The following is a 23,367-nucleotide window of genomic DNA, read 5'->3' on the forward strand; positions in this document are numbered from 1 at the left end:
CCGAAGACCGTTGTCAGCGAACGGGTTTCGGACAGGACGGGTGGGTGCCGGCGGTCACCAGCTCCGCCACCGCGGTTCGGGGGTCGCCACTGGTGACCAGCCCCTCGCCCACCAGGACCGCATCGGCGCCGGCGCCGGCGAAGGCCAGCAGGTCGGCGGTGCCGCGCACACCCGACTCGGCGACACGAATCACCTTGGTGGGCAGGCCCGGAGCGATCCGGGAGAAATTGTCGCGATCGACCTCGAGGGTCTTGAGATTGCGGTTGTTGACGCCGACCACCGAGGCGCCCGCCTCCAGCGCGCGGTTGGCCTCTTCCTCGGTGTGCACCTCGACGAGAGCCGTCATGCCCAGGCTCTCGGTGCGATCGAGCAACGAAGCCAACACATTCTGTTCCAGGGCCGCGACGATCAGCAAGATCATGTCGGCACCATGTGCGCGCGCCTCATGGATCTGGTACGGCCCGACAATGAAATCCTTGCGCAGCACCGGGATGTTCACGGCCGCGCGGACGGCATCGAGATCGGCGAGCGACCCGCGGAAGCGCCGCTCCTCGGTGAGCACACTGATGATCCGGGCGCCACCGTCCTCATAGGCACGCGCGAGTTCGGCGGGGTCGGCGATGGTGGCGAGCTCACCCTTCGACGGGCTGGCACGCTTGCACTCGGCGATCACCCCGATGCCGGGCTGTTGGAACGCAGCCATCACGTCCTTGGGGTCGGGCGCCTGGACCGAGGCCGCCTTGACGGCCGCGTAATCGACGACCGCTTCGCGCGCGGCGACGTCGGCCTTGACTCCCTCGATGATCGAATCGAGGACGTTCGGCGTGCTCACGACAGCTGGTTCCCTTTCGACGCTCCTTGCCCTCACCAGGGTAGACCGGGGTTCCCGGCGACCCGTGCGCGGGTCCGTCGAGACCCACGTCACGCCGAGCATCGCAGGGATCAGCGCTGTTCGGTCGGGTCGATCCCGGTGTCGAGGGCGTCCCACATCATGCGTTCGTTCACGTGTGGCGGTTCCGTGCGCGCCGCGTCCTCGCCGTCGGCCGCCGCGTTCGTCCCGTCCCGACCGGTGAGCCCGCCGGCCGGCTCCGTCCCTGCATCGCCGGCCGCCTTGCGGCGCTCGTGCTCGGCGAAGATCTCGCGCTCGAGTTCGTCGCGGCGTGCGGCAGGTGTCCGATACTTGCTCGACATCCCCGCACCCGAGGCCGAGCGCAGCAACAGAACACCGGCCGCGACGCAACACACTGTCCCCGCGAAGACGACCACCGACACCCAGCCGTGGGTGGTCGTCAGCCGCACGACGTACCGATCGGACAGATCGATCGCCCGTGCCGCGTACAGCGAATCGGAGCTGCTGGTCAGCAGCGACAGCGCCGGGAACGCGGCGAGCAGCCCACCCGCGGCGACGAGGACCGCCACGATCCGCAATCCCCACCCGCGCAGCGAGAACGCCGCGAGGATCGCCGCGAGCAACACCAACGCCAGCGGCGTCAGCCACGGACTCCAGTCGGCACCCTTGACCTGCATGTATCGATCCGGCGACATGCCGTCACCGGCAAAGACGGTCGCCCACGTCACGCGTGAGGCCGACCAGAACGCCAGTGCACCCAACGCCATCAGGATCGCGGCGATCACCTTGATCCGACGGGACCCGCGCGCGGTCTCCGCGGCGTCGGGGGTCGTCGGATCGGGGGTCTGCTCACTCATCTGTCGACCCACCTTCGGTGGCGCCGCCAGAGACCCGACGCATCGTCGAGGCGGCGGCAACCGCATTGAGAACCGCGGTCGCCTTGTTCCGCGCCTCGTTGTACTCGTAGTCGGGATCGCTGTCGGCCACCACCCCGCCGCCGGCCTGCACATAGGCGGTGCCGTCCTTGATCAATGCAGTGCGAATGGCGATCGCGGTGTCGGCGTTGCCGGCGAAGTCGAGGTAGCCGACGATGCCGCCGTACAGGCCGCGTCGTGTCCGCTCGTGGGTGTCGATGAGCTCCATCGCCCGCACCTTGGGCGCACCGGTGAGCGTCCCCGCCGGGAAGCACGCCGTCACCGCGTCCAGGGCGTGCTTGTCCTCACGCAACTCCCCCGACACCGTCGACACCAGGTGCATGACGTGGCTGTACCGCTCGATGTGTCGGTAATCGCTCACCTTCACGGTGCCGGGACGACACACCCGACCGAGATCATTACGTCCGAGATCGACGAGCATCAGATGTTCGGCGTTCTCCTTCTCGTCGGCGATCAGGTCCTTCCCGAGCAGTTGATCCTCCTCCTCGGTCGCCCCACGCCACCGGGTACCGGCGATCGGATGGGTCGTCGCCCAGCCGTCCTGCACGGTCACCAGCGCCTCGGGGCTCGACCCGACGATCGTGAACGGATCGGACTCGATTCCCGGAATCCGCAGCAGGTACATGTACGGACTCGGATTGGACGCGCGCAGCACCCGGTACACGTCGAGCGGGTCGGCGGCGGTGTCCATCTCGAACCGAATCGACGGCACCACCTGGAAGGCCTCGCCCGCCTCGATCTCGCCGACGAGGTCGCGCACGATCTCGTGGTACTCCTCACGGCTGCGCTGCACCCGAAAGTCGGGGGCGGGCCGGTCGAAATGCGACACCGTCGACGGCGCCGGCGCGGCGAGGGCCTGGGTCATCCGGTCCAGCCGGGCCACAGCATCGGCGTAGGCCTGCTCGGCACGCTCGTCGGAACCGTCCCAGTTGACGGCGTTGGCGATCAGGGTGATCGTGCCCTCATGATGATCGACCGCGGCCAGATCGGTCGCGAGCAACATCATCAGATCCGGCAGGTGCAGGTCATCGGTGGTCGTCTCGGGGAGCCGTTCGAGCCGACGCACCATGTCATATGCCATGAATCCGACGAAGCCGCCGGTCAGCGGCGGCATGTCCGGCAACGGATCGGTGGCCAGCAGCCGTAGCGACTCGGCCAGCACCGTCAGCGGGTCACCGTCGACCGGCGCGCCGGACGGCACCGCCCCCCACCAACTGGCCTTGCCGTCGACAACGGTCAGCGCCGACGGCGCACCCGCGCCGATGAACGACCACCGCGACCAGCTCCGCCCGTTCTCGGCGGACTCGAGCAAGAAGGTGCCCGCGCGGTCGCCCGCGAGCTTGCGGTACGCCGACAGCGGTGTCTCCGAATCGGCAAGGACCTTGCGGGTCACCGGCACGACACGATGGTCGGCAGCCAGATCCAGGAACTCGGCCAGACTCGTCGTGGCCGAACCCGCCGCATGGTCGTGGGTGGAGGTGCTCATCGCGGGCGTACTCATCCCAGGGGCTCGCCGCCCACGCCCCACTGGGTGCGCGGGATCTCGTTGATGGTGACCCACACCGAATCCGGGCTCTTGCCGGTGGCCCGCGCGTATGCCTCGGTCACCGCCGCGATGGTCTCGCGCTTCACCCGGTCAGAGAGCCCGGGGGTCTGCGAGATCTGGATCAATGGCATGACTCGTCGCCACCTTTCGTCAAATGAATGTCCGCCCCGATTCTCCCAGGCACTACCCCGCGCCGGTCGCGTCGGGTTGGGCCAACGGCAACGACGGGGTGTCGAAGCAACTGTGATTGCCGGTGTGACAGGCCGCGCCCACCTGATCGACGATCAACAACACCGTGTCGCCATCGCAGTCGAGCCGGACGTCGTGCACGTACTGGGTGTGACCGCTGGTCTCACCCTTCACCCAATACTCCTGACGGGACCGTGAGAAGTAGGTCGCGCGCCGCGTGGCCAGGGTGCGTTCGAGTGCGGTGTCGTCCATCCACGCCACCATCAGCACGGTGCCGGTCTCGCGCTCCTGGGCGACCGCGCTGAACAAGCCGTCGGCATTGTGGGTGAGCCGACTCGCCAACTCTGGATCGAGAGCCATTGCCTCACACCTCCATCGGGGTGTCGCGTGCGTTCCCCACGGGAGTGTCGCGTGCGTTCCGCACGGGAGTGTCGCGTGCGTTCCGCACGGGAGTGTCGCGTGCGTTCCGCACGGTGATCCCGGCGGCCGCCATCGACGCTTTGACCTCACCGATGGTGAGCTGGCCGAAGTGGAACACCGAGGCCGCGAGCACCGCATCGGCGCCCGCCGCGACCGCCGGCGCGAAATGCTCGACCGCCCCCGCGCCACCGCTGGCAATGACCGGCACCTCGACGGCCGCACGGACCGCGGTCAGCATGCGCAGATCGAAGCCCTGCTTGGTGCCGTCGGCGTCCATCGAGTTCAACAGGATCTCCCCGACGCCGAGTTCTTGTCCGCGCCTTGCCCATTCGACAGCGTCGATGCCAGTACCCCGGCGGCCGCCGTGCGTGGTGACCTCCCAGCCCGACGGGGTCGGCTGCTCGCCGTCGGGCACGGTACGCGCATCGACAGACAGCACGATGCACTGCGAACCGAAACGCCTGCTCATCTCCTCGAGCACCTCGGGCCGGGCGATCGCCGCGGTGTTGACGCTGACCTTGTCGGCGCCGGCCCGCAGCATCGTGTCGACATCGGCGACGGTGCGGATGCCGCCACCGACGGTCAGCGGGATGAAGATCTGCTCGGCGGTGCGCCCGACGACCTCGATCATGGTGGCGCGCCCCGAACTCGACGCGGTGACGTCGAGGAACGTCAGCTCGTCGGCACCCTCCGCGTCGTAGCGGGCCGCGAGCTCCACCGGATCACCGGCATCACGCAGATTCGCGAAATTGACGCCCTTGACGACGCGTCCGTTGTCGACGTCGAGGCACGGGATCACACGCACGGCCAAAGTCATCGGTCGGTCTCCTCGGGTCGGGCGGCATCGGCGGACCACTCGTCACCGATCACCTCGTACACAACGTCCATCAGCGCCGAATGAATCCCCGGTGACCCGGCGACCAACGACGGCGAGTCGACGGTCCACCGTTGTCCGGACAGATCGGTGGCCACGCCACCGGCAGCACGAACCAGGGCTGCGCCGGCGGCGTTGTCCCACGGGTGACGACCGAAGGCGATCGAGCCGCCGAAGGTCCCCGACGCCGCATAGGCCATGTCGACTCCGGTGCTACCGGTCATCCGCAGCCGGGCCACCCGCCCGGACAGCGCCCGGATCAGGTCGGCGCGGCGCGCACCGGGATACCGGCCGCCGTGCCCGACGTTGAACGGCCCGAAGCCGATCGCGCACTGCGCCAACGACGTTGCGCCGGAAGGGGTCACCGGCTCGCCGTTGCAGAGCAGTGGTGAGTCGAGGTGCCCGGCGAAACGTTGCCGCGACAACGGCAACCACGTCAGACCCAACACGCTCTCGCCGTCGACGAGCAGCGCGAGCAGGATGCCCGTCAAAGGCACACCGGCCGAATAGTTGTAGGTACCGTCGACCGGATCGAGGACCCACACCACGCCCTCGTCGACGGGCGGACCGCCGAATTCCTCACCGTGCACCCCGATACCGGTCAGCTCGGTCAGCTCGCCGACGATCCGGCGTTCGAGATCGAGATCGACCTGGGTGGCGAAGTCGGTGGCACCCTTGCGGACCGCGCTCGGCGCTCCCAGACCGGCGATGAACTCGTCGCTGACCCCGTCGAGGACTCCCCCGGCCACCTCGAGCAGTCGGGACAGATCCAGGTCGGCGCCCGCGGTCACCGTCGGCCGACCGCCGTCAACGCCTCGGGCAGGGTGAAACGCCCGGCGTAGAGCGCCTTTCCGACGATTGCACCCTCCACGCCCTGCTCCACCAGACCGGCGATCGCGACGAGGTCGTCGAGCGCCGACACCCCACCGGACGCGACGATCGGCGCGTCGGTGGCCGCGGCGACCTCGGCGAGCAGGTCGAGATTCGGCCCCCCCAGCGTGCCGTCCTTGGAAACGTCGGTGACGACGTAGCGGGCGCATCCATCGCCGTTGAGCCGTTCGAGCACCTCCCACAGGTCGCCGCCGTCGGTCACCCAGCCGCGCCCGCGCAACCGGTACGACGAGCCTTCCCGGATGACGTCGAGCCCGACGGCGATCCGGTCGCCGAATCGCTCGATCGCCGTGGCGCACCACTGCGGATTCTCCAGCGCGGCGGTGCCCAGATTCACCCGCGTACAACCGGTGGCCAGTGCGGCCTCGAGCGACTCGTCGTCGCGGATGCCGCCGGACAATTCGACCTTCACGTCGAGTTCGCCGACGACCTCGGCGAGCAGGTCACGATTGTTGCCGCGTCCGAAGGCCGCGTCGAGGTCGACGAGGTGAATCCACTCCGCGCCGTCCTTCTGCCAGGCGAGCGCGGCCTCCCGCGGTGAACCGTAGGAGGTTTCCGTACCGGCGGCGCCCTGGACCAGGCGCACCGCCTGACCATCGGCGACGTCGACGGCCGGAAGCAGTTCGAGGGTTGTTCCCATGGGGTTGCGCGGGTCCTTTCAGGAGGTCGGGGGGTTGCTGCGGTGCTGGGCGCGCAGCGCGCGTTCGGCTTTGCCGATCAAGCGTTTGGAGGTGATGCCGATCGCCGTGATCATCAGCACGATGCTGACCAGCGACGCGACCAGCCCGGCGATCGCATTCCATTTGGCCAACGCCAGCACCACCGGGATGCAGATCACCAGCACGATGACACCCGCGCCGAGGACGAACAGGACGAATCGACCGTAGGAGAAGCGGTACTCCGGATCACCGCCGGCACCCGAGTCGGTCATGAGAGGGCCCCGATCCAGTTGGCGAGCAGGTGCGCCCCGGCGTCACCGGATTTCTCCGGATGGAACTGGGTGGCGCTCAGTGGACCGTTCTCGACGGCGGCGAGGAATTTCCCACCGTAGTCGGCCCAGGTCAACCGGGGTGCGCGGAGCGCGGTGCCGTCGTTGTCCATCTCCCAGGACTGCGCGGCATAGGAGTGCACGAAGTAGAAGCGGGTGTCGGCGTCGAGCCCGGCGAACAGCACCGAATCTTCGGGGGCATCGACGGTGTTCCATCCCATGTGTGGCAGCACCGGCGCGGGCAGCCGGGTGATCGAACCGGGCCATTCACCACACCCGTCGGCTTCCTCCCCGAACTCGACACCGTGATCGAACAGGATCTGCATGCCCACGCAGATCCCGAGGACCGGACGGCCGCCGGCGAGGCGACGCCCGATGATCCGGTCACCCTTCACCGCACGCAGTCCCTCCATACAAGCCGCGAAGGCCCCGACGCCCGGCACGACCAGACCGGTCGCGTTCAGGGCGGTGTCGAAATCGGCCGAGACGGTGACCGCAGCGCCGGCCCGCTCCAGTGCCCGCTGCGCCGACCGCAGATTCCCCGACCCGTAATCGAGGACGACGACGTCGGGCCCGCTCATAGAGCACCCTTGGTCGAGGGCACCCCGGTCACCCGCGGATCGGCCTCGGTGGCCTCGCGCAACGCCCGGGCGACGGCTTTGAACTCCGCCTCGGTGATGTGGTGCTGATCGCGTCCGTAGAGCACCCGAACATGCAGTGCGATACGGGCATTCAGCGCGATCGACTCGAAGATGTGCCGATTGATGATCGTCGAGTACGGGACGCCCGGGTACCCGCCGATGACCGCGGCCAGCAGATGCTCCGGCTCGCCGGTGTGGACGCAGTACGGCCGGCCCGACACGTCGACGACGGCGTGTGCGAGGGTCTCGTCCATCGGGATGTAGCAGTCACCGAAGCGACGGATGCCCTTCTTGTCCCCGAGCGCCTGACCGAGCGCCTGACCGAGGACGATCGCGGTGTCCTCGATGGTGTGGTGGCCCTCGACCTCGACATCACCGGTCGCCTTGACCGTCAGATCGAAGCTGCCGTGCGCACCGAACGCGGTGAGCATGTGATCGAAGAACGCGATGCCGGTGGAGATGTCGGTGCGACCGGTGCCGTCGAGGTCGATCTCGACGGCGATCGACGACTCCTTGGTGGTGCGCTCGACCCTGCCGATGCGGGCCCCGGTTGTGCTCGACTCCTGTGTGGTGCTCACTCAGCCATTCTCCAGATCGGTTGCGGCCAGGCGTCGACTGACCTCGAGGAAGACGTCGTTCTCGGTACGCAGACCGACCGTCACCCGCAGGTATGCGGGAATCCCGACGTCACGGATGAGGACCCCGTCATCGAGGTAGCGCTGCCACGACGCCGGGGCGTCGGCGAACCGTCCGAACAGAATGAAGTTGGCGTCGGAGTCGATCACCTCGAAACCTGACGCGGCGAGCTCGGCGACGACGCGCTTGCGTTCGGCGATGATCGTGGCGACCCCCGCCAGGGTCTCCTCGCCGTGGCGCAGCGCCGCTCGCGCGGACGCCTGGGTCAGCACCGACAGGTGATAGGGCAACCGCACGAGTTGCAGGGCTTCGACGATCGCCGGCGACGCGGCCAGATACCCGAGCCGTCCGCCGGCGAAGGCGAACGCCTTGCTCATCGTGCGGCTCACGACGACCTTCGCCGGGAACTCGTCGATCAATTCGGCCGCACTGGGTTGCTCGGAGAACTCACCGTACGCCTCGTCGACGATGACGATGCCCGGCGCGGCATCGACGATGGCGCGCAACCCGGCATTCGGGATCGACGCACCCGTCGGGTTGTTGGGCGAGGTGAGGAACACGACGTCGGGGCGGCGCGCGGCGACCTCACCGATGGCGTAATCGACGTCGAGCGAGAAATCGGCGTTGCGTTTGGCCTCCAGCCACGTGGTGGTGGTGCCGTCGGAGATGATCGGATGCATCGAATAACTGGGCACGAACCCCAACGCGGTCCGCCCCGGCCCCCCGAAGGCCTGCAGCAGCTGCTGCAGGATCTCGTTGGAACCATTTGCCGCCCAAAGGTTCTCGACCGACAACCGCACGCCGGTGGCGCGGGTGAGATACTCCGCCAACTCGGTACGCAGCGCGACCGCATCCCGGTCGGGGTATCGATGCAACTCCGCCGCCGCAGCACGGACCGACTCGGCGACGTCGGCGATCAACGCCGCCGACGGCGGATGCGGGTTCTCATTGGTGTTGAGCACCACCGGAACCGTCAACTGCGGTGCACCGTAGGCACTCTTCCCACGAAGGTTGTCCCGCAACGGCAACTCGTCGACCGAGATCGACGCGCCGGGAACACTCGGCCCGCTCGCTGCGCTCCCGGCGCCAGGCACACTCGGCCCGCTCGCTGCGCTCCCGGCGCCAGGCACACTCGGCCCGCTCGCTACGCCCTCCGCGGTCACCGCGCGTCCTCCATGAAGCGCCGGGTGATCGCATCCCCGTGTGCCGGAAGGTCTTCGGCCTGCGCCAGGGTGACGACCTTGTCTGCGACATCACGCAGTGCGGCCTCGTCGTAGTCGATGACTTGGACGCCCTTGAGGAAGGTCTGTACCGACAACCCCGACGCGAAGCGCGCCGAACCCGAGGTCGGCAGAACGTGATTGGAACCCGCACAGTAATCACCGAGGCTGACCGGCGCGTAGTTACCGACGAAGATCGCGCCGGCATTGTGCACGCGATCGGCCACCGCGGCCGCGTCGCGCGTCTGAATCTCGAGATGCTCGGCGGCGTAGGCGTCGACCACCGCCAGTCCCGCCTCGAGATCGTCGACGAGCACCACACCGGATTGCTTGCCCGCCAAGGCGGTTGCCACCCGTTCGCGGTGTTTGGTCTGTGCCACCTGGCCGTCGAGGGCCGCGTCGACGGCATCGGCGAGGTCGACGCTGTCGGTGACGAGTACCGACGCGGCCAGGACATCGTGCTCGGCCTGGGAGATCAAGTCTGCGGCAACGAGTTCGGGCACCGCGGTGGCGTCCGCGAGAATCGCGATCTCGGTCGGCCCGGCCTCGGAGTCGATACCCACGACCCCGCGGCACAACCGCTTGGCCGCGGTCACGTAGATGTTGCCCGGCCCGGTGATGAGGTCCACCGGATCGAGGACGGCGCCGGGCGCATCGGCGGCATCGGCGTCGGTTCCGCCGTAGGTCAACAAGGCAATGCCCTGCGCTCCGCCGACCGCCCACACCTCGTCGACCCCGAGCAACGCGCACGCGGCCAGGATCGTCGGATGCGGCCATCCGCCGAAGTCCTTCTGCGGCGGCGAGGCCACCACCAGCGACCCCACGCCGGCCTCCTGCGCCGGAACGACGTTCATGATCACCGACGAGGGATACACGGCATTGCCGCCGGGCACGTACAGACCGACGCGTCGCACCGGAATCCACTTCTCACTGACCACACCGCCGTCGACGACCTGCGTCCGCGAGGTCTGCCTGCGCTGATCGGCGTGCACCGCCCGTGCGCGTGTGATCGACTCGCGCAAGGCATCGGCGACCGCCGGATCCAGCGCCGCGAGTGCGTCACCGATGACCGATGACGGCACCCGCACCGACGCGGGCCGTACACCGTCGAAGCGCTCCCCGTACTCCAGTGCCGCTGCCGTGCCGCGCTCGGCGACGGCATGAACCACTGGCCCCACCGTGTCGAGAACGGCGTTGACGTCGGTGCCCCCGCGGGGCAACGCGCGACGCAGTTCGGCAAGCGTCGGGGTGCTACCGCGCAGGTCGGTTCGGGCGAGCATGGATCTCTCCTGGCGTGACTGGAGGAAATGACCCATCCAGGATACGGGCACGAGGCGAGCGGATTTCACCTGCACCTCATGCGAGCGAGCAGCGCAAACCTTGCGGATGCAAGGACTCGGATTCATTACGCACCTCTAACGAAATCGCACCATGGGTAACTCTGGACCCACCTGCCACGGATATGCTCACAGCGACCTCACAGACATGCGTCGGGACCACACGAATTGCGAACGGAGCACGTGGATGACAACTCGACGATCCGGCCTGAGACGATCCGGACCGAACGGCACCGGACCCCATGGCGCCGGACCCACCGCCTCGTCGTGGGCCCGCCGCATCGGGATGATCGCGGCGATGCTGCTGCTGGCCGCGACCGTCGGTGCGCAGGTGCCGGCTCGCGCGCAGGCGGCACACCTCGTCGCCGTCCACGACCTCTCCCCGACCGAGTCGGTGCTCGAGGTGTACTCGTCGGCGATGGGCAAGGTGATCACCAGTCAGGTCCTGCACCCGCCGGGTCGACCTGCGGGACCGGCCGTCTACATGCTGCCGGGACTCGGTGGCGGCGAGGATGGGATCTCCTGGATCAACAACGGTGGCGCCCGTGCCTTCTTCGCAGGCAAGACCGTGACGGCCGTCTTCCCGGTCGGAGGTCGCGCGTCGATGTTCACCGACTGGCAGCGCGACGATCCGATCCTGGGCCGCAACAAGTGGCGAACCTTCCTGACACGGGAACTCCCCCCGATCGTCAACCGCGCCTTCCACACCAACGGGGTCAACGCGATCACCGGGGTGTCGATGTCGGGAGGTCCGGCCCTGGCGATCGCCGAATCGGCTCCGGGCCTGTATCGCGCGGTCGCGTCCTACAGCGGATGTCCCGGTACCACCGACCTGCTCGGTGTCGGCGCGGTAACCGCCGTGGTCACCCGCGGCGGCGGCAACATGCTCAACATGTGGGGACCGCCGGGCGGACCGGACTGGGTGGCCAATGACCCGATCGTCAATGCGGGCAAGCTGCGTGGCACGGCGGTGTTCCTGTCGGCGGCCACCGGTATGCCCGGCCCGATCGACGGTGGCCCGGCCGAGACCCTCGGCGGACTCGCCGGCGGCGGTCAGATCGAGGCGTACACACGAGTGTGCACTGCAGCCATGTCGAATCGGTTGACCGCCTTGGGGATTGCGCACACATTCTCGGCACGCCCACTGGGATCGCACTCCTGGGGCGTGTTCGCCGCGGACCTGCGCGCCTCGTGGCCGGTGATCGGGCGCGCGATCGGGGCGTGAGCGCCGTGCTCGCCAGACCTCGTCGAAACATCTACCGATCCGCGGCATTCCTTGGGCGAGTGATTCCTGTGTTGTTCGGAATTCCGGAAGGAAATCACGACAATGCCATTCGGCAGCGGCGGGTGGGGTCGTCGATCTCGGCGATGCGGACCGAGAACCTCTTTACGAGATGTGATTACGTGGAGGGTCATGAACGTGACCCACATTTCGGGCCGACATTCATCTGACACATCTGCAGCGGTGGCCGCCGGCGCGCTGGCGGCACTGGTGTCCTTCGTCGGTTCCTGGATTCCGCAATTCTGGTACGACGAGATGGCCACGCTCGGCGCGGCGCGGCGCACGCCCGCACAATTGATGCGGCTCCTCGGCAATGTCGACGCTGTCCACGGCGCCTACTACTGGTTCATGGACGGGTGGTTGCGCCTCGTCCCGGACACCGAGTTGTGGACCCGTCTACCCGGCGTGGTGGCCATCGGACTCGCCGGCGCAGGCATCCATGTGCTCGCCCGGAGGCTGGCGGGGCCGACCACGGCACTCGTCGCCGCGGTGTTCTTCGCATTCCTGCCGAGTACCGTTCAGACCGCGACGGAAGCCCGCCCGTATGCCTTCACCGTTGCCGCCGCGGTCTGGGCCACCCTCGCGTTGGTCACGCTGGTGCGCGCGATCCTCGACGGTCGGCGCTGGTGGCCCGCAGCACTGACCTATGGTGTGCTGCTGGTGACGAGCATGGCCTTCTCGATCCTGAGCGCCCCGCTGATGGCCGCTCACGCGCTCAGTGTGCTGATCTCGCGATCGACTCGTCGCGCGATCCCCATCGTGCTGGCGTGCATGGTTGCCGCGGTGATCGTCGTCTCCCCACTCGTGCTCGCGGTCGCCGACCAATCCGGCCAGGTCGCCTGGATCGGCGGTTACCACTACAACCCGGTGCTTCGCGTCAACGACATCGCTTTCCCCAACGCACCGCAATTGACGTTGTTGGCCCTCGTCGTGGGGGTGTGCACGCTCGTCGGTATCGTCCGTGCACGCGCGGACCGGGGTTCCGTTGCGACGCAGCCACCACCGCCCGGCCTGACGCTGCCGGTGATTGCGTGGCCGTGGCTGATCGTGCCACCGATTCTCTTGGGCCTGTACTCCCTGATCAGCCCGTCGTTCGTGACGCGGTACCTGTGGTTCGTCGCGCCCGCGGTGGCACTGCTACTCGCGGCGGGCGTGATTCGCCTCGCCGACAACCGAATCCGGGCCGGGGTGCCGATGGTGGCCGTCTGGACGGCGGCCTTCGTCGTTCTGGCCCTACCGACCGTCGTCTACCTGCACACACCGCTGACGAAGCCGTACGGCATCGACTATCGTTCGGCCACACAGCATCTCGCCGAACACGTTACGAACGAGGACTGCCTCGTCGAGGGCGATGTCGCGCACGCCGACGGCACGTCCCGCTACATCGCCGAGGGCTATCCGCAGGGATTCGTGCACGGGCGAGACATCATGCTCGACGACACTGCCGGGTCGTCCCGCGATCGCGGGGCACTCTGGGACCGGTCACTGCCCACCGACACGACCGGTCAGCGGGCGCGGGGTTGCCCACGGGTATGGGTGCTCACCGATCGGGAGAACGCGTCGGTTCCGTCGGATAGTCTGCGTGCGAACGGATTTCGCGAGTCGGGCAGGTTCTCCGGGAAGGACCTCCAGGTGATCGCATTCGTCCCGACCCGGTGACCCCGCGGTGTCAGGTGAAGGCCTTCAGGTCGGGATAATTGGTGATCTCCCAGCCGCCGTCGACGACGAGGCTGGTGCCGTTGATGTAGCTCGCCTGTTCGCCGGCCAGAAAGAGACAGGCGTCGGCGATCTCCTCGGGTGTGCCCGCCCGGTCCATCACGATCCGATTCAGATAGTCCGTGGCCACCGATTCGATACCGAGGAACGGTGCGGTCATCGGCGTATCGACGAGTCCCGGCAGGACGGCGTTGACGCGGATTCCGTCGGCTCCGAGTTCCAGCGCCGCGTTCTTGGTGAAACTCTCGACGCCCGCCTTGGCTGCCGCGTACGAGCTGCCTCCATATAGCGGTACATGGGCATTGAGCGACGACACATTGACGATGGCGCCGCCGCGGCCACCGTCGCGAATCGCTCGTGCAGCATGTCGAGTGACCAGATAGGTGCCCTTGAGCACGACATCGATCGTGGCGTCCCAGTCCGACGTCGGCCCGTCCACGATGGTGCCGATCCGCGCGATGCCGGCGACGTTGAATGCGACGTCGAGTTGGCCGAACCGCTCGACGGCGAGTGCGACAGCACCGGCGACGTCGTCCTCCTGTGCCACGTTGCCGGCCACCCCGACGACGGTGTCCCCGAGGCCCTTCGCCACCGACGCGACGCCGTCGGCGTTGAGATCCAGCAGAGCCACGGAGGCTCCCTCGTCGACAAGTTTTCGGCCGACCGCAGCGCCGATACCCGAAGCTCCGCCGGTGACCAGCGCGACCTTGTCCTCGAACCGCGACATGGTTGTCCTCCTCAGTCAGGTGTGTACACCACGGATGTGATGCTCCCCACACCGTAGGGAGCATCATGCGCGTTGGACATTCCCCGACAGGGGCAGCACAAATAGCACTTTCGTGGAATAGGAACACACTCGACGCATCAGAGCACCGTCGACGCAGTCACCACGGGTTCGGCCGGGGGCGCGCACACCGATCGGCGCGAGGGCTCCCGAGGCTCGTCGTTCGCCCCGATGGTCGAGGCGCTCGGCGCCCCAGTCGCCGGTTGGCTTCAGGTGATGATGTCGAGCCCGAGATCGAGCACGGTCACCGAGTGGGTGAGCGCTCCCACGGCGAGATAGTCGACGCCGGTGCGGGCGTATTCGGCAGCGACGTCGAGCGACAGGCCGCCGGAACTCTCCAGCTTGGTCTGCGGGGACCGAGAATTGCGGCGCTGCACCGCGATCTGGGTGGCCCAGGGCTCGAAGTTGTCCAGGAGTACCAGTTGCGGCGACAATTCGAGGACCTCGTCGAACTGTTCGAGCGAATCGACCTCGACCTCCACCGGCAGCTCCGGCGCGGCCGCGCGCACGGCCTCCAGCGCGGCGCGGACCGACCCGGCCGCGGCCACATGGTTGTCCTTGATCAGTGCGGCGTCACCCAGGCCCATCCGATGGTTGACACCGCCGCCGGCGCGGACGGCGTACTTCTGCAGAGACCGCATGCCGGGCAAGGTCTTCCGGGAATCCCTGATCTTGACGTCGGTACCGGCGACCGCGTCGACCCACGCCGCAGTCGCGGTGGCGATCCCCGACAGGTGACACAGCAGATTCAGACATGTGCGCTCGGCGGTGAGCAGAGACGCGGTCGGTGCATGTACCGCGAGGACCGTGTCGCCGGGTGCCACTCGCGTGCCGTCGGGCACAACCTCGGTCACCGTGTACGCCCCTACACCGATGACCTCGTCGAACACCGCCTGCGCCACCGGGATTCCGGCGACGACGCCGTGTTGGCGGGACACGATCGCGGCGTCGGTGCTCGCGTCCGGCGCCACGGTGGCCGCGGTGGTCACGTCGGGTCCGTAGCGCAGGTCCTCGTCGAGTGCGGTGCGGATGAGTGCGCGGATCTCGTCGGTGATCTCGAGTTCGTCTCGGCCCGTGGCCGTTTCCTGCCCGACGAACGTGGCACTCATCGCGTCACTCCCCCGAGCCCGGATTGCCGATCGCGATCATCCGCTCGACGCTGCGACGTGCACGCTCGGCGACGTCGTCGGCGACGAACACCTCGTCGCGGCCCTCCCGCAACGCACGCAGTAGCGCAGCCGGGGTGATCATCTTCATGTACGGGCACGAAGCGCGATCGTTGACGGCCTGGAAGTCGATGCCGGGGGCGGCCTTTCGCAGCTGGTGCAACATGCCGATCTCGGTGGCGACGAGGACCTGTTTGGCACCGGTGGCGCGGGCGGCGTCGATCATCCCGCCGGTGGAGAGGATCTTGACCCTGTCGTCGGGAACCGCGCCCTCACCGGCGAGGTACAACGCCGATGTGGCGCAACCGCATTCGGGATGGATGAACAGGTCCGCGTCGGGGTGGGCGTTGGCCTGCGCGGTCAGCTCGTCACCGTTGATCCCGGCGTGCACGTGGCATTCGCCGGCCCAGATGTGGATGTTGTCGCGGCCGGTCTCACGCTTGACGTGTGCCCCGAGGAACTGATCGGGCAGGAAGAGCACATCACGCTCGGGATCGATCGAGGCGACCACGTCGACGGCGTTCGACGAGGTGCAGCAGATGTCGGTGAGGCCTTTGACCTCGGCGGTGGTGTTCACGTAGGAGACCACGACGGCGTCGGGGAACTCTTCCTTCCAGGCGCGCAGGTCGTCGGCGGTGATCGAGTCGGCCAGCGAACAGCCGGCGCGGGCGTCGGGAATGAGCACACGCTTGTCGGGGCTCAGGATCTTCGCGGTCTCGGCCATGAAATGCACACCACAGAAGACGATCTCGTCGGAGTCGACCTCCGCGGCGATGCGCGACAGGGCCAGCGAGTCGCCGACGTGGTCGGCGACGTCCTGGATGGCCGGCAGCTCATAATTGTGGGCGAGCAGCGTGGCATTGCGGGCACGTGCGAGGCGTCGGATCTCCTCGGCCCACTCCGCGGTCGGTTCGACACCGGTGTATCCCCCGGGACCGTCCACCCACCGGGCGTCGACCAGTGCCGGCGTGGTGTCGCCGACGGCGATGCGGTCGCTGGTGATGCTCATCTGCCACTCCGTCCTTCATGCCGCTCGGGCATTGCTGCTCGCGGCACGGGCTGTGCTCCGAGACCGGTTTTCGACTACTGATCGAAAACCTGGTGATCATCGTAACACCGGCCCGTGCGCGGACATTCCGGCGCACACGAGTAGTTCCAAGCGCATTCCAAGTAGTCCACTACGCGTTTGCCGGAGACTCGTCGAACGTAGCGTCGGTACTGCGTCGCCGCACATCCCCTCACCTGCATGTTCACAGGAGGCCTGACCATCATGACCGCAAGCCTGACCCCCGCCGGAGAATCCCGGGCCCCGATCGTCCCCATCGCCGCACCGCGCCCGGTGATCCCGGTGCGGCGGGCATACTCCACACCCCTGCAGGCGGTTCGCCGCCGTCAGGAGGCCCTCGAACGTCTCGCCGCGCGTCGCATCGTCCCCCCGATGCCACAACCGGAGGCGCTGCGCCCTGTCCTCGTGCCCGAGCCGGCGGAAACACGCCAGTATCCCGCTGTCCCCCTGACGTGCCGCGAAGTCGAGGTGTTGCGTACCTGGCTGCTCGTGGACTCCAAGTCGGAGGCAGCGACGGATCTGAACATCTCGGTGGGCACCGTCAACACCCACCTGGCCAGGATTCGCAGCAAGTACGCCCAGGCCGGACGCACTGCACGCACCAAGGCATCGCTGGTGGCCCGCGCCATCCAGGACGGGCTGGTCGTGCTCGACGAGCTCTGAGGCGGCCGCCGGACGAGCACACAGCCGTCAGAGTTCACAGTCGTGAATTCACATGGGCGGCTTGAGGGTGGCGAACTCGTCGGTGACTCGAAGTTCGTTGTCCGCGAAGGCATACAACGCCGGTGGTCGTCCCCCGGACCGACCCGTCCGGCCCAACGTGCCGGTGGCGACGACGACACCCCGCCGACTGAGGATGCGCAGGAGATTGGTGGTGTCGACGCGGTAGCCGAGAGCGGCACCGTAGATCTCGGAGAGCTCCGACATCGGGAACCTGCTCGGCGCCAACGCGAAAGCGATGTTGGTGTAGGAGAGCTTCGCGGCCAACCGATGGCGGGCCTTGGTGATGACAGAGCCGTGGTCGAAGGCCAGTTCGGGCAACGCGTCGACACGGTGCCAGTCGGCGCGATCCGGTGAGGTGGTGCGCGCATCGCTGGGAACGAGTCCGAGGTAGGTCGACGCGATGGTGCGGATACCCGGCACACGATGCGGCGCGGAGAACACCGAAAGCTGTTCGAGGTGCGCGAGAGTGCCGATGTCGACCATGTCGGCGACGACCAGTCGCGCGCAGGTTTCCAGGGTGTCCTCGGCGCCGACCCGCCCGCCGGGGAGACACCAGGTCGATCCCTCGCCGCGGGTCAGGAGCACACAAAGTTCCGGCGCGGTGTCATCGATGTCGCGGACCTGGAACACCGCGGTCAGGACCTCGACACGCAAGGGCGAGACGGACGCCTCGTCGGACTCGGCGCGCGCGGGTGATGGCATGGGGTCGATTGTAGGGGTGAGTCGCAGTGACGACGGGCGCCGTCGACGTGGTGACGGGCGCCGTCGGCGTAGGGACGGGCGCTGTCGGCGTCGAGACGGGCGCCGTCGGCGACTACGCGGGCGGGGCGGGCTGCGCGGGAACCGGTTGCGGCGCCGGGGTTTCGGGCGGCGCATCCCCGACGCCGAGATCCCCGTGGCGATTCGCCAGGGCGAACACGAGGTAGACGACCGTGGCCGCGAGCGGCGCGCAGATCGCCAACGCCCATGGGCCACTGGGGGTTCCGCGGGTCGCGCCGTCGAGCCACAGTTGCGGGACGGCGCGGAAGAGGGCGCCCACCGCGACCGAGTCGGGGTCGGTGAAGCGACGCGCTGCGATCAGCGTCCCGGCCCATCCGGCGATGCCCGACCCGAGCACCGTGGTGAGGAAGACGGTCGCGTACCCGGGCAGCCCGCGCCAGCCCGGGGCCACCAGCCACCCGAGCACACCGCCCAGCGCGCCGTACCCGAGCATGACGAAGGCGAATGCCGAGACACCGGCGATGCTGTCAATCGGATACACCTGATGCGCGCCCTTCAGCGCGCTCATCGACGGGGTGATCACAGCCCACAGACCACCGGCGACCACCCCGAGCACTCCGATCACCACTGCACACGCCGCCAGCGTCGCCGGCGTGCGGTGCGCGAGGTGCCTGCGGGGTCCGGCGGACACCGGACCGGGCGCGGTCATCGGTGACCCAGGTCGGAGGAGTCGACGCGACCGTGCCGCGAGCATCGCGCATCCCATCCGTCCGGGCGGACCTGCACGATCATGCGCCGCCCGCACTGCCCGCAGAATCGGGGCGGCTCGAGGCCGAGCCGGGCCGCGGGCGGTATCGCGTCGGCCGACTCGATCTCCACCTCGATCCCGGTGTACACGCCGTACCGGCACGGCTGATCCAGCGGGCCCGGGATCGGCACCGCACCGGAGGTCAGGCTTGTTGTCATCGCACCACTCACGCTGGCGAGCCTAGTCACGTTCGTCCTCGGTGTGGATCAGATGCTGTCGTTGAGCGCCTTGATGGGCATCGACAGGTCGTTGAGGAGATCGAGGTCGTCCTCGGCAGGGCGACCCAACGTGGTCAGGTAGTTGCCGACGATGACGGCGTTGATGCCGCCGAGGATGCCCTGCTTGGCCCCGAGATCGCCGAGGGTGATCTCCCGGCCGCCGGCGAACCGCAGAATCGTGCGCGGCAGGGCCAACCGGAACGCGGCGACGGCCTTGAGCGCTTCGGCTGCGGGGAGCACGTCGAGATCGCCGAACGGGGTGCCCGGACGCGGATTCAGGAAGTTCAGCGGCACCTCGTCGGGCTCGAGCGAGGCGAGGTCGGCGGCGAACTCGGCGCGCTGCTCGAGGGACTCCCCCATGCCGAGGATGCCGCCGCAGCAGACCTCCATGCCCGCGTCGCGGACCATGCGCAGCGTGTCCCAACGCTCTTCCCAGGTGTGGGTGGTGACCACGTTCGGGAAGTGACTGCGGGCGGTCTCCAGGTTGTGGTTGTAGCGGTGGACGCCCATGTCCTTGAGCTGGTCGACCTGTTCCTGGGTGAGCATGCCCAGGCTGCAGGCGATCTGGATGTCGACCTCGTTGCGGATCGCCTCGATCCCGGCGGACACCTGCGAGAGCAGGCGCTTGTCGGGGCCGCGGACCGCCGCGACGATGCAGAATTCGGTGGCACCGGTCTTGGCCGTCTGCTTGGCGGCCTCGACCAGCGACGGGATGTCGATCCAGGCGCTGCGCACCGGAGACGCGAAAAGGCCCGACTGCGAACAGAAGTGGCAGTCCTCGGGGCACCCGCCGGTCTTGAGCGAGATGATGCCCTCGACCTCCACCTCGGGTCCGCACCACCGCATGCGGACGTCGTGGGCCAGTTGCAGCAGCTCGGTGAGCCGGTCGTCGCCGAGTCGGAGCACGGTGAGCACCTGATCGCGGGTCAGCGCTTCACCGCGTTCGAGGACCTGGGCGCGGGCGACGGCGAGGATGTCGTCGGTGTCGGTCCCGGCCGCGACGTCGGACTGTACGGTGGCCTGGGTCATGGGTGAACTCCTTGATGTGAGGGCACGGATGGTGGTGCGGGTACGGACTGAGGTGACGGCGCCGGCGTTGCAGGGGTGAGGCTCTCGATCCAGCCGGGGTCGAACCAGCCGGGTGCGGACTCGGTGAAGTCGGCCCGGCTACGGCCGCCGGCACCGGCGGGTAGCACCCCGACCACCGGCACCCGGGTCAGCCGGGGCAGATCCTCGCGATTGCAGCGCATCGCGAGATCGGGTGTGCGCGGCCACGATCCGAGAACGAGCCCGGCCGGCCGCAGCCCCGCTGACCTAATGGCCCGAACCGTCAGTTCGGTGTGATTGAGGGTGCCGAGTGCGGGGTCGACGACGACGAGCACGTCGGCGACGAGTGCGGCGGCCACGTCGAGGATCGTGTGTTCGGGAGCCAACCGGACCAGCACCCCGCCGGCCCCCTCGACCAGCGTCATCTGATGCGCCGCAACAAATCCGGCGATCTGACGGCCCATCGTGCCGGGGTCGGCCTGCGGCGCCCCGGCATGTCGGGCCGCGGTCTCGGGGGCGAGTGGGTCGGCGAACCGCACGCACTCGTGGGTCGGCAGCGCTCCGGCAAGGGCAGTGACGGTGGCGAGATCACCGGGCTCGTCGGGTTCGACGCCGGTCTGGGCGGGCTTGCACACCGCGACATCGACACCGCGGGCCGCCAGCGTCGCGGCGAGCGCTGCGGTGACGACGGTCTTACCCACGTCGGTCGAGGTGCCGGTGATCACCAGGCAACGATCCGCAAGGCCATGTGAACCCGTAAGACCCTGTGGGACAACCCGACCACCGGTCATCGAACACCCGCTTCCCGGAGCGCGGCGAGGACGACGTCGGCGGCACGATCGACGTCGGCGGCGTCGAGGTCGGCGCGCATCGTCAGCCGCAGACGCGAGGTACCCGGTGGCACCGACGGCGGTCGGAAGCATCCGACGAACACCCCGCGGGCCCGGCAGGCGGCGGCGGCGGCGAGCGCGGGTTGCGGATCACCGACGATCACCGAGAGCACCGCGGAGGTCTGCGGGATTCCGTGCGGGTCGAGCGGCAGGGCCAGGCCGAGACGACCTGCGATGCGAAGGACGTTGTCGCGCAACCGTAGTGGCATGTCCGGGTCCGTCCGCAGCAATGCCAGGGCGGCCCGGGCGGCACCGACCGCCCCCGGATTGAGGCCGGTGTCGAAGATGAAGGTGCGGGCCCGGTCGATCAGGTGGCCGCGCAGCACCGTCGGTCCGAGCACCACTCCCCCTTGTGCGCCCAGCGATTTCGAGGCGACCGTGGTCACCACGAGATCCGGCGCACCGGAGAGGCCGGCCTCGGCGATGACGCCGCGCCCGCCCGGGCCGCGCACCCCGAGGCCGTGCGCCTCGTCGACCAGCAGCGCCGCGCCGTGCGCTCGTGCGGCGTCGTAGAGTTCGCGCACGGGAGCGGCGGCGCCGTCGACGCTGTAGATCGAGTCGGTGACGACGAGTGCGCGTTCCTCGTCCCGGGCTGCGAGCGCCGCGCGGACCGCGTCGTGATCGCCGCGATCGACGACCACCACACGCGCACGCGACAGCCGGCAGCCGTCGATCAGGGAGGCGTGGGTACCGGTGTCGCTGACGATCAGGTCGCCGCGCCCGACGAGCGCGGTGATCGCCCCGACGTTGGCGAGGTAGCCGGAGGAGAACACCAGAGCCGAAGGGAATCCCAGGAATTCGGCGATCTCGCCTTCGAGGTCGAGGTGCGCCCGGGTGGTGCCCGCGACCAGTCGCGAGGCGGTCGAGCCCGCACCCCACTCGTCGATCGCCGTGCGCGCCGCGGCAAGCACCACCGGATTCCGCGACATCCCCAGGTAGTCGTTCGAGGCGAGATCGAGCAGGCCCGCACCACCGTCGCGGACGACGGGGTCCCGATGCAGCCCGGCCTGCGCGGTGGCCCGCTGGGCCGCATGCAGCCAGTCAAGGGCGGGCCCGGTCGTGCCGATGATCGTGTCCGTGGTGGTCACGACGACGCCACCTCTCGGGTTGCGGCGATACTGGCCCGCGCCGCCGATGCCATGCCGCGGGTGATCACGTCGACGTCGTCGTCGGAGCAGAGGAACGGCGGCATGGCATAGATCAGGGTGCGGAACGGTCGCAGCCATGCGCCGGCGTCGAGCGCGGCGGTGGTGGCGGCCGCCATGTCGACCGGTCGGTCGAGTTCGACGACACCGATCGCGCCGAGGACCCGGACGTCGCGGACACCGTCGAGGTGGCGCAGCGGGTCGAGTCCGCGGCGCAGCCCGTCCCGGATGCGGGTGACGTCGTCACGCCACGGGCGCGACGCCAGCAGCTCGGTCGAGGCGACGGCGACCGCGCACGCCAACGGATTGGCCATGAACGTCGGGCCGTGGGCGAGTCCGCCCGCCTCGCCGGAACTGATCACCTCGGCAACCTCCTCGGTGCACAGGGTCGCTGCGAGGGTCAGGTATCCCCCGGTCAACGCCTTGCCGACACACATGATGTCGGGGGCGACACCGGCCTGATCGGCGGCGAACATCGATCCGGTACGACCGAAGCCGGTGGCGATCTCGTCGAAGATCAACAACACGCCATGCTCGTCGCAGATGCGGCGCAGCGCGCGCAGATGCGCCGGGTCGTGGAACCGCATGCCCCCGGCACCCTGGACGATCGGTTCGACGATGATCGCCGCGAGTTCGTCACGATGGGCCGCGACGACGTCGGCGAGGTCGGCGTCGTAGGAGTCGTCGGCGTCCTCCGGCGGCGCGGGCACGAAGATCTGGCGGGCCAGGACGTCGGTCCACATGCTGTGCATGCCGCCGTCGGGGTCGCACACGCTCATCGGGGTGAAGGTGTCGCCGTGGTAGCCGCCGCGCCAGGTGAGCAACCGGGTACGGCCCGGTTCGCCGCGACCGCGCCAGTACTGCAACGCCATCTTGACCGCGACCTCCACCGAGACCGAACCGGAATCGCAGAAGAACACCTTGCGCAGCGGCTCGGGGGTGAGGTCGACGAGCAGCTCGGCGAGTCGCGCCGCGGGCTCGTGGGTGAGTCCGCCGAACATGACGTGCGACATCGAGTCCAGCTGACGCCGCACTGCGGCGTCGAGGACCGGGTGACGATAACCGTGGATGGCCGCCCACCACGAGCTCATCCCGTCGACGACCGTGCGTCCGTCGGCCAGCTCCAGTCGCACGCCGGATGCGCCGGTGACGACGAGCGGCCGGGTCGACGGTGGGAACGCACCGTAGGGATGCCAGATGTGGTCCGCATCGATGCGGCTGATGCTCATCTGATCCACGGGGACGTTCCTTCGATGTGTCGATGCGGGCGACGTG

26 protein-coding genes are annotated in these 23,367 nt (G+C 68.6%); 3 read left to right on the forward strand and 23 right to left on the reverse strand.

Going from position 1 to position 23,367, the window contains the following annotated elements; all coding sequences use genetic code 11:
• Nucleotides 1–13 precede the first annotated feature (13 nt).
• From trpC to hisD, 13 genes are all read right to left on the reverse strand, one after another.
• Nucleotides 14–832 (reverse strand): indole-3-glycerol phosphate synthase TrpC, encoded by an 819-nt coding sequence (trpC, locus tag P3L18_RS00475; RefSeq protein ID WP_006371430.1) that lies wholly within the window; start codon nucleotides 830–832, stop codon nucleotides 14–16.
• 110 nt (nucleotides 833–942) lie between these two features.
• On the reverse strand, nucleotides 943–1,707 hold the full coding sequence (locus P3L18_RS00480; protein WP_276112937.1) for a TIGR02234 family membrane protein: 765 nt from the start codon (nucleotides 1,705–1,707) through the stop codon (nucleotides 943–945).
• On the reverse strand, nucleotides 1,700–3,286 hold the full coding sequence (locus P3L18_RS00485) for an anthranilate synthase component I (protein WP_276112938.1): 1,587 nt from the start codon (nucleotides 3,284–3,286) through the stop codon (nucleotides 1,700–1,702). The genes P3L18_RS00480 and P3L18_RS00485 overlap by 8 nt, the downstream gene beginning before the upstream one ends.
• Nucleotides 3,283–3,462, reverse strand: coding sequence for a 4-oxalocrotonate tautomerase family protein (locus P3L18_RS00490; RefSeq protein WP_006371433.1), 180 nt, complete (start codon nucleotides 3,460–3,462; stop codon nucleotides 3,283–3,285). The genes P3L18_RS00485 and P3L18_RS00490 overlap by 4 nt, the downstream gene beginning before the upstream one ends.
• A gap of 52 nt (nucleotides 3,463–3,514) precedes the next feature.
• Nucleotides 3,515–3,880: a phosphoribosyl-AMP cyclohydrolase gene (gene hisI / locus P3L18_RS00495; RefSeq protein WP_006371434.1), complete on the reverse strand. Its 366-nt coding sequence runs from the start codon at nucleotides 3,878–3,880 to the stop codon at nucleotides 3,515–3,517.
• A 4-nt stretch (nucleotides 3,881–3,884) separates the two neighbouring features.
• Nucleotides 3,885–4,757 (reverse strand): imidazole glycerol phosphate synthase subunit HisF, encoded by an 873-nt coding sequence (hisF, locus tag P3L18_RS00500; RefSeq protein WP_276112939.1) that lies wholly within the window; start codon nucleotides 4,755–4,757, stop codon nucleotides 3,885–3,887.
• A complete protein-coding gene (locus P3L18_RS00505; RefSeq protein ID WP_006371436.1) occupies nucleotides 4,754–5,605 on the reverse strand; it encodes an inositol monophosphatase in 852 nt (283 codons plus the stop codon). Before P3L18_RS00505 ends, hisF begins: the two co-directional genes overlap by 4 nt.
• Nucleotides 5,602–6,345 (reverse strand): bifunctional 1-(5-phosphoribosyl)-5-((5-phosphoribosylamino)methylideneamino)imidazole-4-carboxamide isomerase/phosphoribosylanthranilate isomerase PriA, encoded by a 744-nt coding sequence (priA, locus tag P3L18_RS00510; RefSeq protein WP_006371437.1) that lies wholly within the window; start codon nucleotides 6,343–6,345, stop codon nucleotides 5,602–5,604. The genes P3L18_RS00505 and priA overlap by 4 nt, the downstream gene beginning before the upstream one ends.
• Before the next feature lie 18 nt (nucleotides 6,346–6,363).
• Nucleotides 6,364–6,636 (reverse strand): hypothetical protein, encoded by a 273-nt coding sequence (locus P3L18_RS00515; protein WP_006371438.1) that lies wholly within the window; start codon nucleotides 6,634–6,636, stop codon nucleotides 6,364–6,366.
• On the reverse strand, nucleotides 6,633–7,274 hold the full coding sequence (hisH, locus tag P3L18_RS00520) for an imidazole glycerol phosphate synthase subunit HisH (RefSeq protein ID WP_020170961.1): 642 nt from the start codon (nucleotides 7,272–7,274) through the stop codon (nucleotides 6,633–6,635). The genes P3L18_RS00515 and hisH overlap by 4 nt, the downstream gene beginning before the upstream one ends.
• A complete protein-coding gene (gene hisB, locus P3L18_RS00525; RefSeq protein ID WP_020170960.1) occupies nucleotides 7,271–7,912 on the reverse strand; it encodes an imidazoleglycerol-phosphate dehydratase HisB in 642 nt (213 codons plus the stop codon). The genes hisH and hisB overlap by 4 nt, the downstream gene beginning before the upstream one ends.
• Complete coding sequence (locus tag P3L18_RS00530; RefSeq protein WP_020170959.1) at nucleotides 7,913–9,064, reverse strand: histidinol-phosphate transaminase; 1,152 nt, start codon at nucleotides 9,062–9,064, stop codon at nucleotides 7,913–7,915.
• 65 nt (nucleotides 9,065–9,129) lie between these two features.
• Nucleotides 9,130–10,470 carry a histidinol dehydrogenase gene (hisD, locus tag P3L18_RS00535; RefSeq protein ID WP_276112940.1) on the reverse strand — a complete coding sequence of 447 codons (1,341 nt, stop codon included), beginning with the start codon at nucleotides 10,468–10,470 and terminating at the stop codon, nucleotides 9,130–9,132.
• Between the two features lie 244 nt (nucleotides 10,471–10,714).
• Between hisD and P3L18_RS00540 the strand changes: the two genes are divergently transcribed.
• Nucleotides 10,715–11,752, forward strand: coding sequence for an alpha/beta hydrolase family protein (locus P3L18_RS00540; protein ID WP_276112941.1), 1,038 nt, complete (start codon nucleotides 10,715–10,717; stop codon nucleotides 11,750–11,752).
• A gap of 189 nt (nucleotides 11,753–11,941) precedes the next feature.
• Nucleotides 11,942–13,468: a glycosyltransferase family 39 protein gene (locus P3L18_RS00545; RefSeq protein WP_276112942.1), complete on the forward strand. Its 1,527-nt coding sequence runs from the start codon at nucleotides 11,942–11,944 to the stop codon at nucleotides 13,466–13,468.
• A gap of 10 nt (nucleotides 13,469–13,478) precedes the next feature.
• Here P3L18_RS00545 and P3L18_RS00550 read toward each other — a convergent pair whose 3' ends face one another.
• The 3 genes from P3L18_RS00550 to nadA all read right to left on the reverse strand — a co-directional run bounded on the left by P3L18_RS00550 (nucleotide 13,479) and on the right by nadA (nucleotide 16,484).
• Nucleotides 13,479–14,252: an SDR family NAD(P)-dependent oxidoreductase gene (locus tag P3L18_RS00550; protein WP_276112943.1), complete on the reverse strand. Its 774-nt coding sequence runs from the start codon at nucleotides 14,250–14,252 to the stop codon at nucleotides 13,479–13,481.
• Between the two features lie 266 nt (nucleotides 14,253–14,518).
• Complete coding sequence (nadC, locus tag P3L18_RS00555) at nucleotides 14,519–15,418, reverse strand: carboxylating nicotinate-nucleotide diphosphorylase (RefSeq protein ID WP_079930062.1); 900 nt, start codon at nucleotides 15,416–15,418, stop codon at nucleotides 14,519–14,521.
• Between the two features lie 4 nt (nucleotides 15,419–15,422).
• Complete coding sequence (gene nadA / locus P3L18_RS00560) at nucleotides 15,423–16,484, reverse strand: quinolinate synthase NadA (RefSeq protein WP_276112944.1); 1,062 nt, start codon at nucleotides 16,482–16,484, stop codon at nucleotides 15,423–15,425.
• A gap of 261 nt (nucleotides 16,485–16,745) precedes the next feature.
• Here nadA and P3L18_RS00565 point away from each other — a divergent pair, with 261 nt between their 5' ends.
• Complete coding sequence (locus P3L18_RS00565) at nucleotides 16,746–17,204, forward strand: LuxR C-terminal-related transcriptional regulator (protein ID WP_006371451.1); 459 nt, start codon at nucleotides 16,746–16,748, stop codon at nucleotides 17,202–17,204.
• Between the two features lie 48 nt (nucleotides 17,205–17,252).
• Here the strand turns inward: P3L18_RS00565 and P3L18_RS00570 are convergent, their stop codons facing one another.
• The 7 genes from P3L18_RS00570 to P3L18_RS00600 all read right to left on the reverse strand — a co-directional run bounded on the left by P3L18_RS00570 (nucleotide 17,253) and on the right by P3L18_RS00600 (nucleotide 23,330).
• Entirely contained in the window at nucleotides 17,253–17,966 is a 714-nt protein-coding gene (locus P3L18_RS00570) for an NUDIX hydrolase (protein ID WP_094600686.1), read from the reverse strand.
• Nucleotides 17,967–18,078: 112 nt separating this feature from the next.
• Nucleotides 18,079–18,693 carry a DUF2567 domain-containing protein gene (locus tag P3L18_RS00575; RefSeq protein WP_276112945.1) on the reverse strand — a complete coding sequence of 205 codons (615 nt, stop codon included), beginning with the start codon at nucleotides 18,691–18,693 and terminating at the stop codon, nucleotides 18,079–18,081.
• Nucleotides 18,690–18,950 carry a hypothetical protein gene (locus tag P3L18_RS00580; protein ID WP_035728452.1) on the reverse strand — a complete coding sequence of 87 codons (261 nt, stop codon included), beginning with the start codon at nucleotides 18,948–18,950 and terminating at the stop codon, nucleotides 18,690–18,692. The genes P3L18_RS00575 and P3L18_RS00580 overlap by 4 nt, the downstream gene beginning before the upstream one ends.
• A gap of 48 nt (nucleotides 18,951–18,998) precedes the next feature.
• Nucleotides 18,999–20,039: a biotin synthase BioB gene (gene bioB, locus P3L18_RS00585; protein ID WP_276112946.1), complete on the reverse strand. Its 1,041-nt coding sequence runs from the start codon at nucleotides 20,037–20,039 to the stop codon at nucleotides 18,999–19,001.
• On the reverse strand, nucleotides 20,036–20,782 hold the full coding sequence (gene bioD / locus P3L18_RS00590) for a dethiobiotin synthase (protein ID WP_079930071.1): 747 nt from the start codon (nucleotides 20,780–20,782) through the stop codon (nucleotides 20,036–20,038). Before bioD ends, bioB begins: the two co-directional genes overlap by 4 nt.
• Before the next feature lie 62 nt (nucleotides 20,783–20,844).
• Nucleotides 20,845–22,035 (reverse strand): 8-amino-7-oxononanoate synthase, encoded by a 1,191-nt coding sequence (locus P3L18_RS00595; protein ID WP_079930072.1) that lies wholly within the window; start codon nucleotides 22,033–22,035, stop codon nucleotides 20,845–20,847.
• Nucleotides 22,032–23,330, reverse strand: a complete 1,299-nt coding sequence (locus P3L18_RS00600) for an adenosylmethionine--8-amino-7-oxononanoate transaminase (protein ID WP_276112947.1) — start codon at nucleotides 23,328–23,330, stop codon at nucleotides 22,032–22,034. Before P3L18_RS00600 ends, P3L18_RS00595 begins: the two co-directional genes overlap by 4 nt.
• Between the last annotated feature and the right edge of the window lie 37 nt (nucleotides 23,331–23,367).

The organism is Gordonia sp. N1V, from assembly GCF_029269935.1.
GTDB lineage: Bacteria > Actinomycetota > Actinomycetes > Mycobacteriales > Mycobacteriaceae > Gordonia > Gordonia polyisoprenivorans.

Coding starts and splice junctions, on each gene's coding strand:
- hisF (WP_276112939.1), bottom strand. CDS start 4,757: ATGACTTTGGCCGTGCGTGTGATCCCGTGCCTCGACGTCGACAACGGA.
- P3L18_RS00575 (WP_276112945.1), bottom strand. CDS start 18,693: ATGACCGCGCCCGGTCCGGTGTCCGCCGGACCCCGCAGGCACCTCGCG.
- P3L18_RS00550 (WP_276112943.1), bottom strand. CDS start 14,252: ATGTCGCGGTTCGAGGACAAGGTCGCGCTGGTCACCGGCGGAGCTTCG.
- P3L18_RS00490 (WP_006371433.1), bottom strand. CDS start 3,462: ATGCCATTGATCCAGATCTCGCAGACCCCCGGGCTCTCTGACCGGGTG.
- hisI (WP_006371434.1), bottom strand. CDS start 3,880: ATGGCTCTCGATCCAGAGTTGGCGAGTCGGCTCACCCACAATGCCGAC.
- P3L18_RS00515 (WP_006371438.1), bottom strand. CDS start 6,636: ATGACCGACTCGGGTGCCGGCGGTGATCCGGAGTACCGCTTCTCCTAC.
- bioB (WP_276112946.1), bottom strand. CDS start 20,039: ATGACCCAGGCCACCGTACAGTCCGACGTCGCGGCCGGGACCGACACC.
- P3L18_RS00480 (WP_276112937.1), bottom strand. CDS start 1,707: ATGAGTGAGCAGACCCCCGATCCGACGACCCCCGACGCCGCGGAGACC.
- P3L18_RS00570 (WP_094600686.1), bottom strand. CDS start 17,966: ATGCCATCACCCGCGCGCGCCGAGTCCGACGAGGCGTCCGTCTCGCCC.
- priA (WP_006371437.1), bottom strand. CDS start 6,345: ATGGGAACAACCCTCGAACTGCTTCCGGCCGTCGACGTCGCCGATGGT.
- nadC (WP_079930062.1), bottom strand. CDS start 15,418: ATGAGTGCCACGTTCGTCGGGCAGGAAACGGCCACGGGCCGAGACGAA.
- P3L18_RS00540 (WP_276112941.1), top strand. CDS start 10,715: ATGACAACTCGACGATCCGGCCTGAGACGATCCGGACCGAACGGCACC.
- hisD (WP_276112940.1), bottom strand. CDS start 10,470: ATGCTCGCCCGAACCGACCTGCGCGGTAGCACCCCGACGCTTGCCGAA.
- P3L18_RS00545 (WP_276112942.1), top strand. CDS start 11,942: ATGAACGTGACCCACATTTCGGGCCGACATTCATCTGACACATCTGCA.
- P3L18_RS00580 (WP_035728452.1), bottom strand. CDS start 18,950: ATGACAACAAGCCTGACCTCCGGTGCGGTGCCGATCCCGGGCCCGCTG.
- hisH (WP_020170961.1), bottom strand. CDS start 7,274: ATGAGCGGGCCCGACGTCGTCGTCCTCGATTACGGGTCGGGGAATCTG.
- nadA (WP_276112944.1), bottom strand. CDS start 16,484: ATGAGCATCACCAGCGACCGCATCGCCGTCGGCGACACCACGCCGGCA.
- P3L18_RS00485 (WP_276112938.1), bottom strand. CDS start 3,286: ATGAGTACGCCCGCGATGAGCACCTCCACCCACGACCATGCGGCGGGT.
- P3L18_RS00565 (WP_006371451.1), top strand. CDS start 16,746: ATGACCGCAAGCCTGACCCCCGCCGGAGAATCCCGGGCCCCGATCGTC.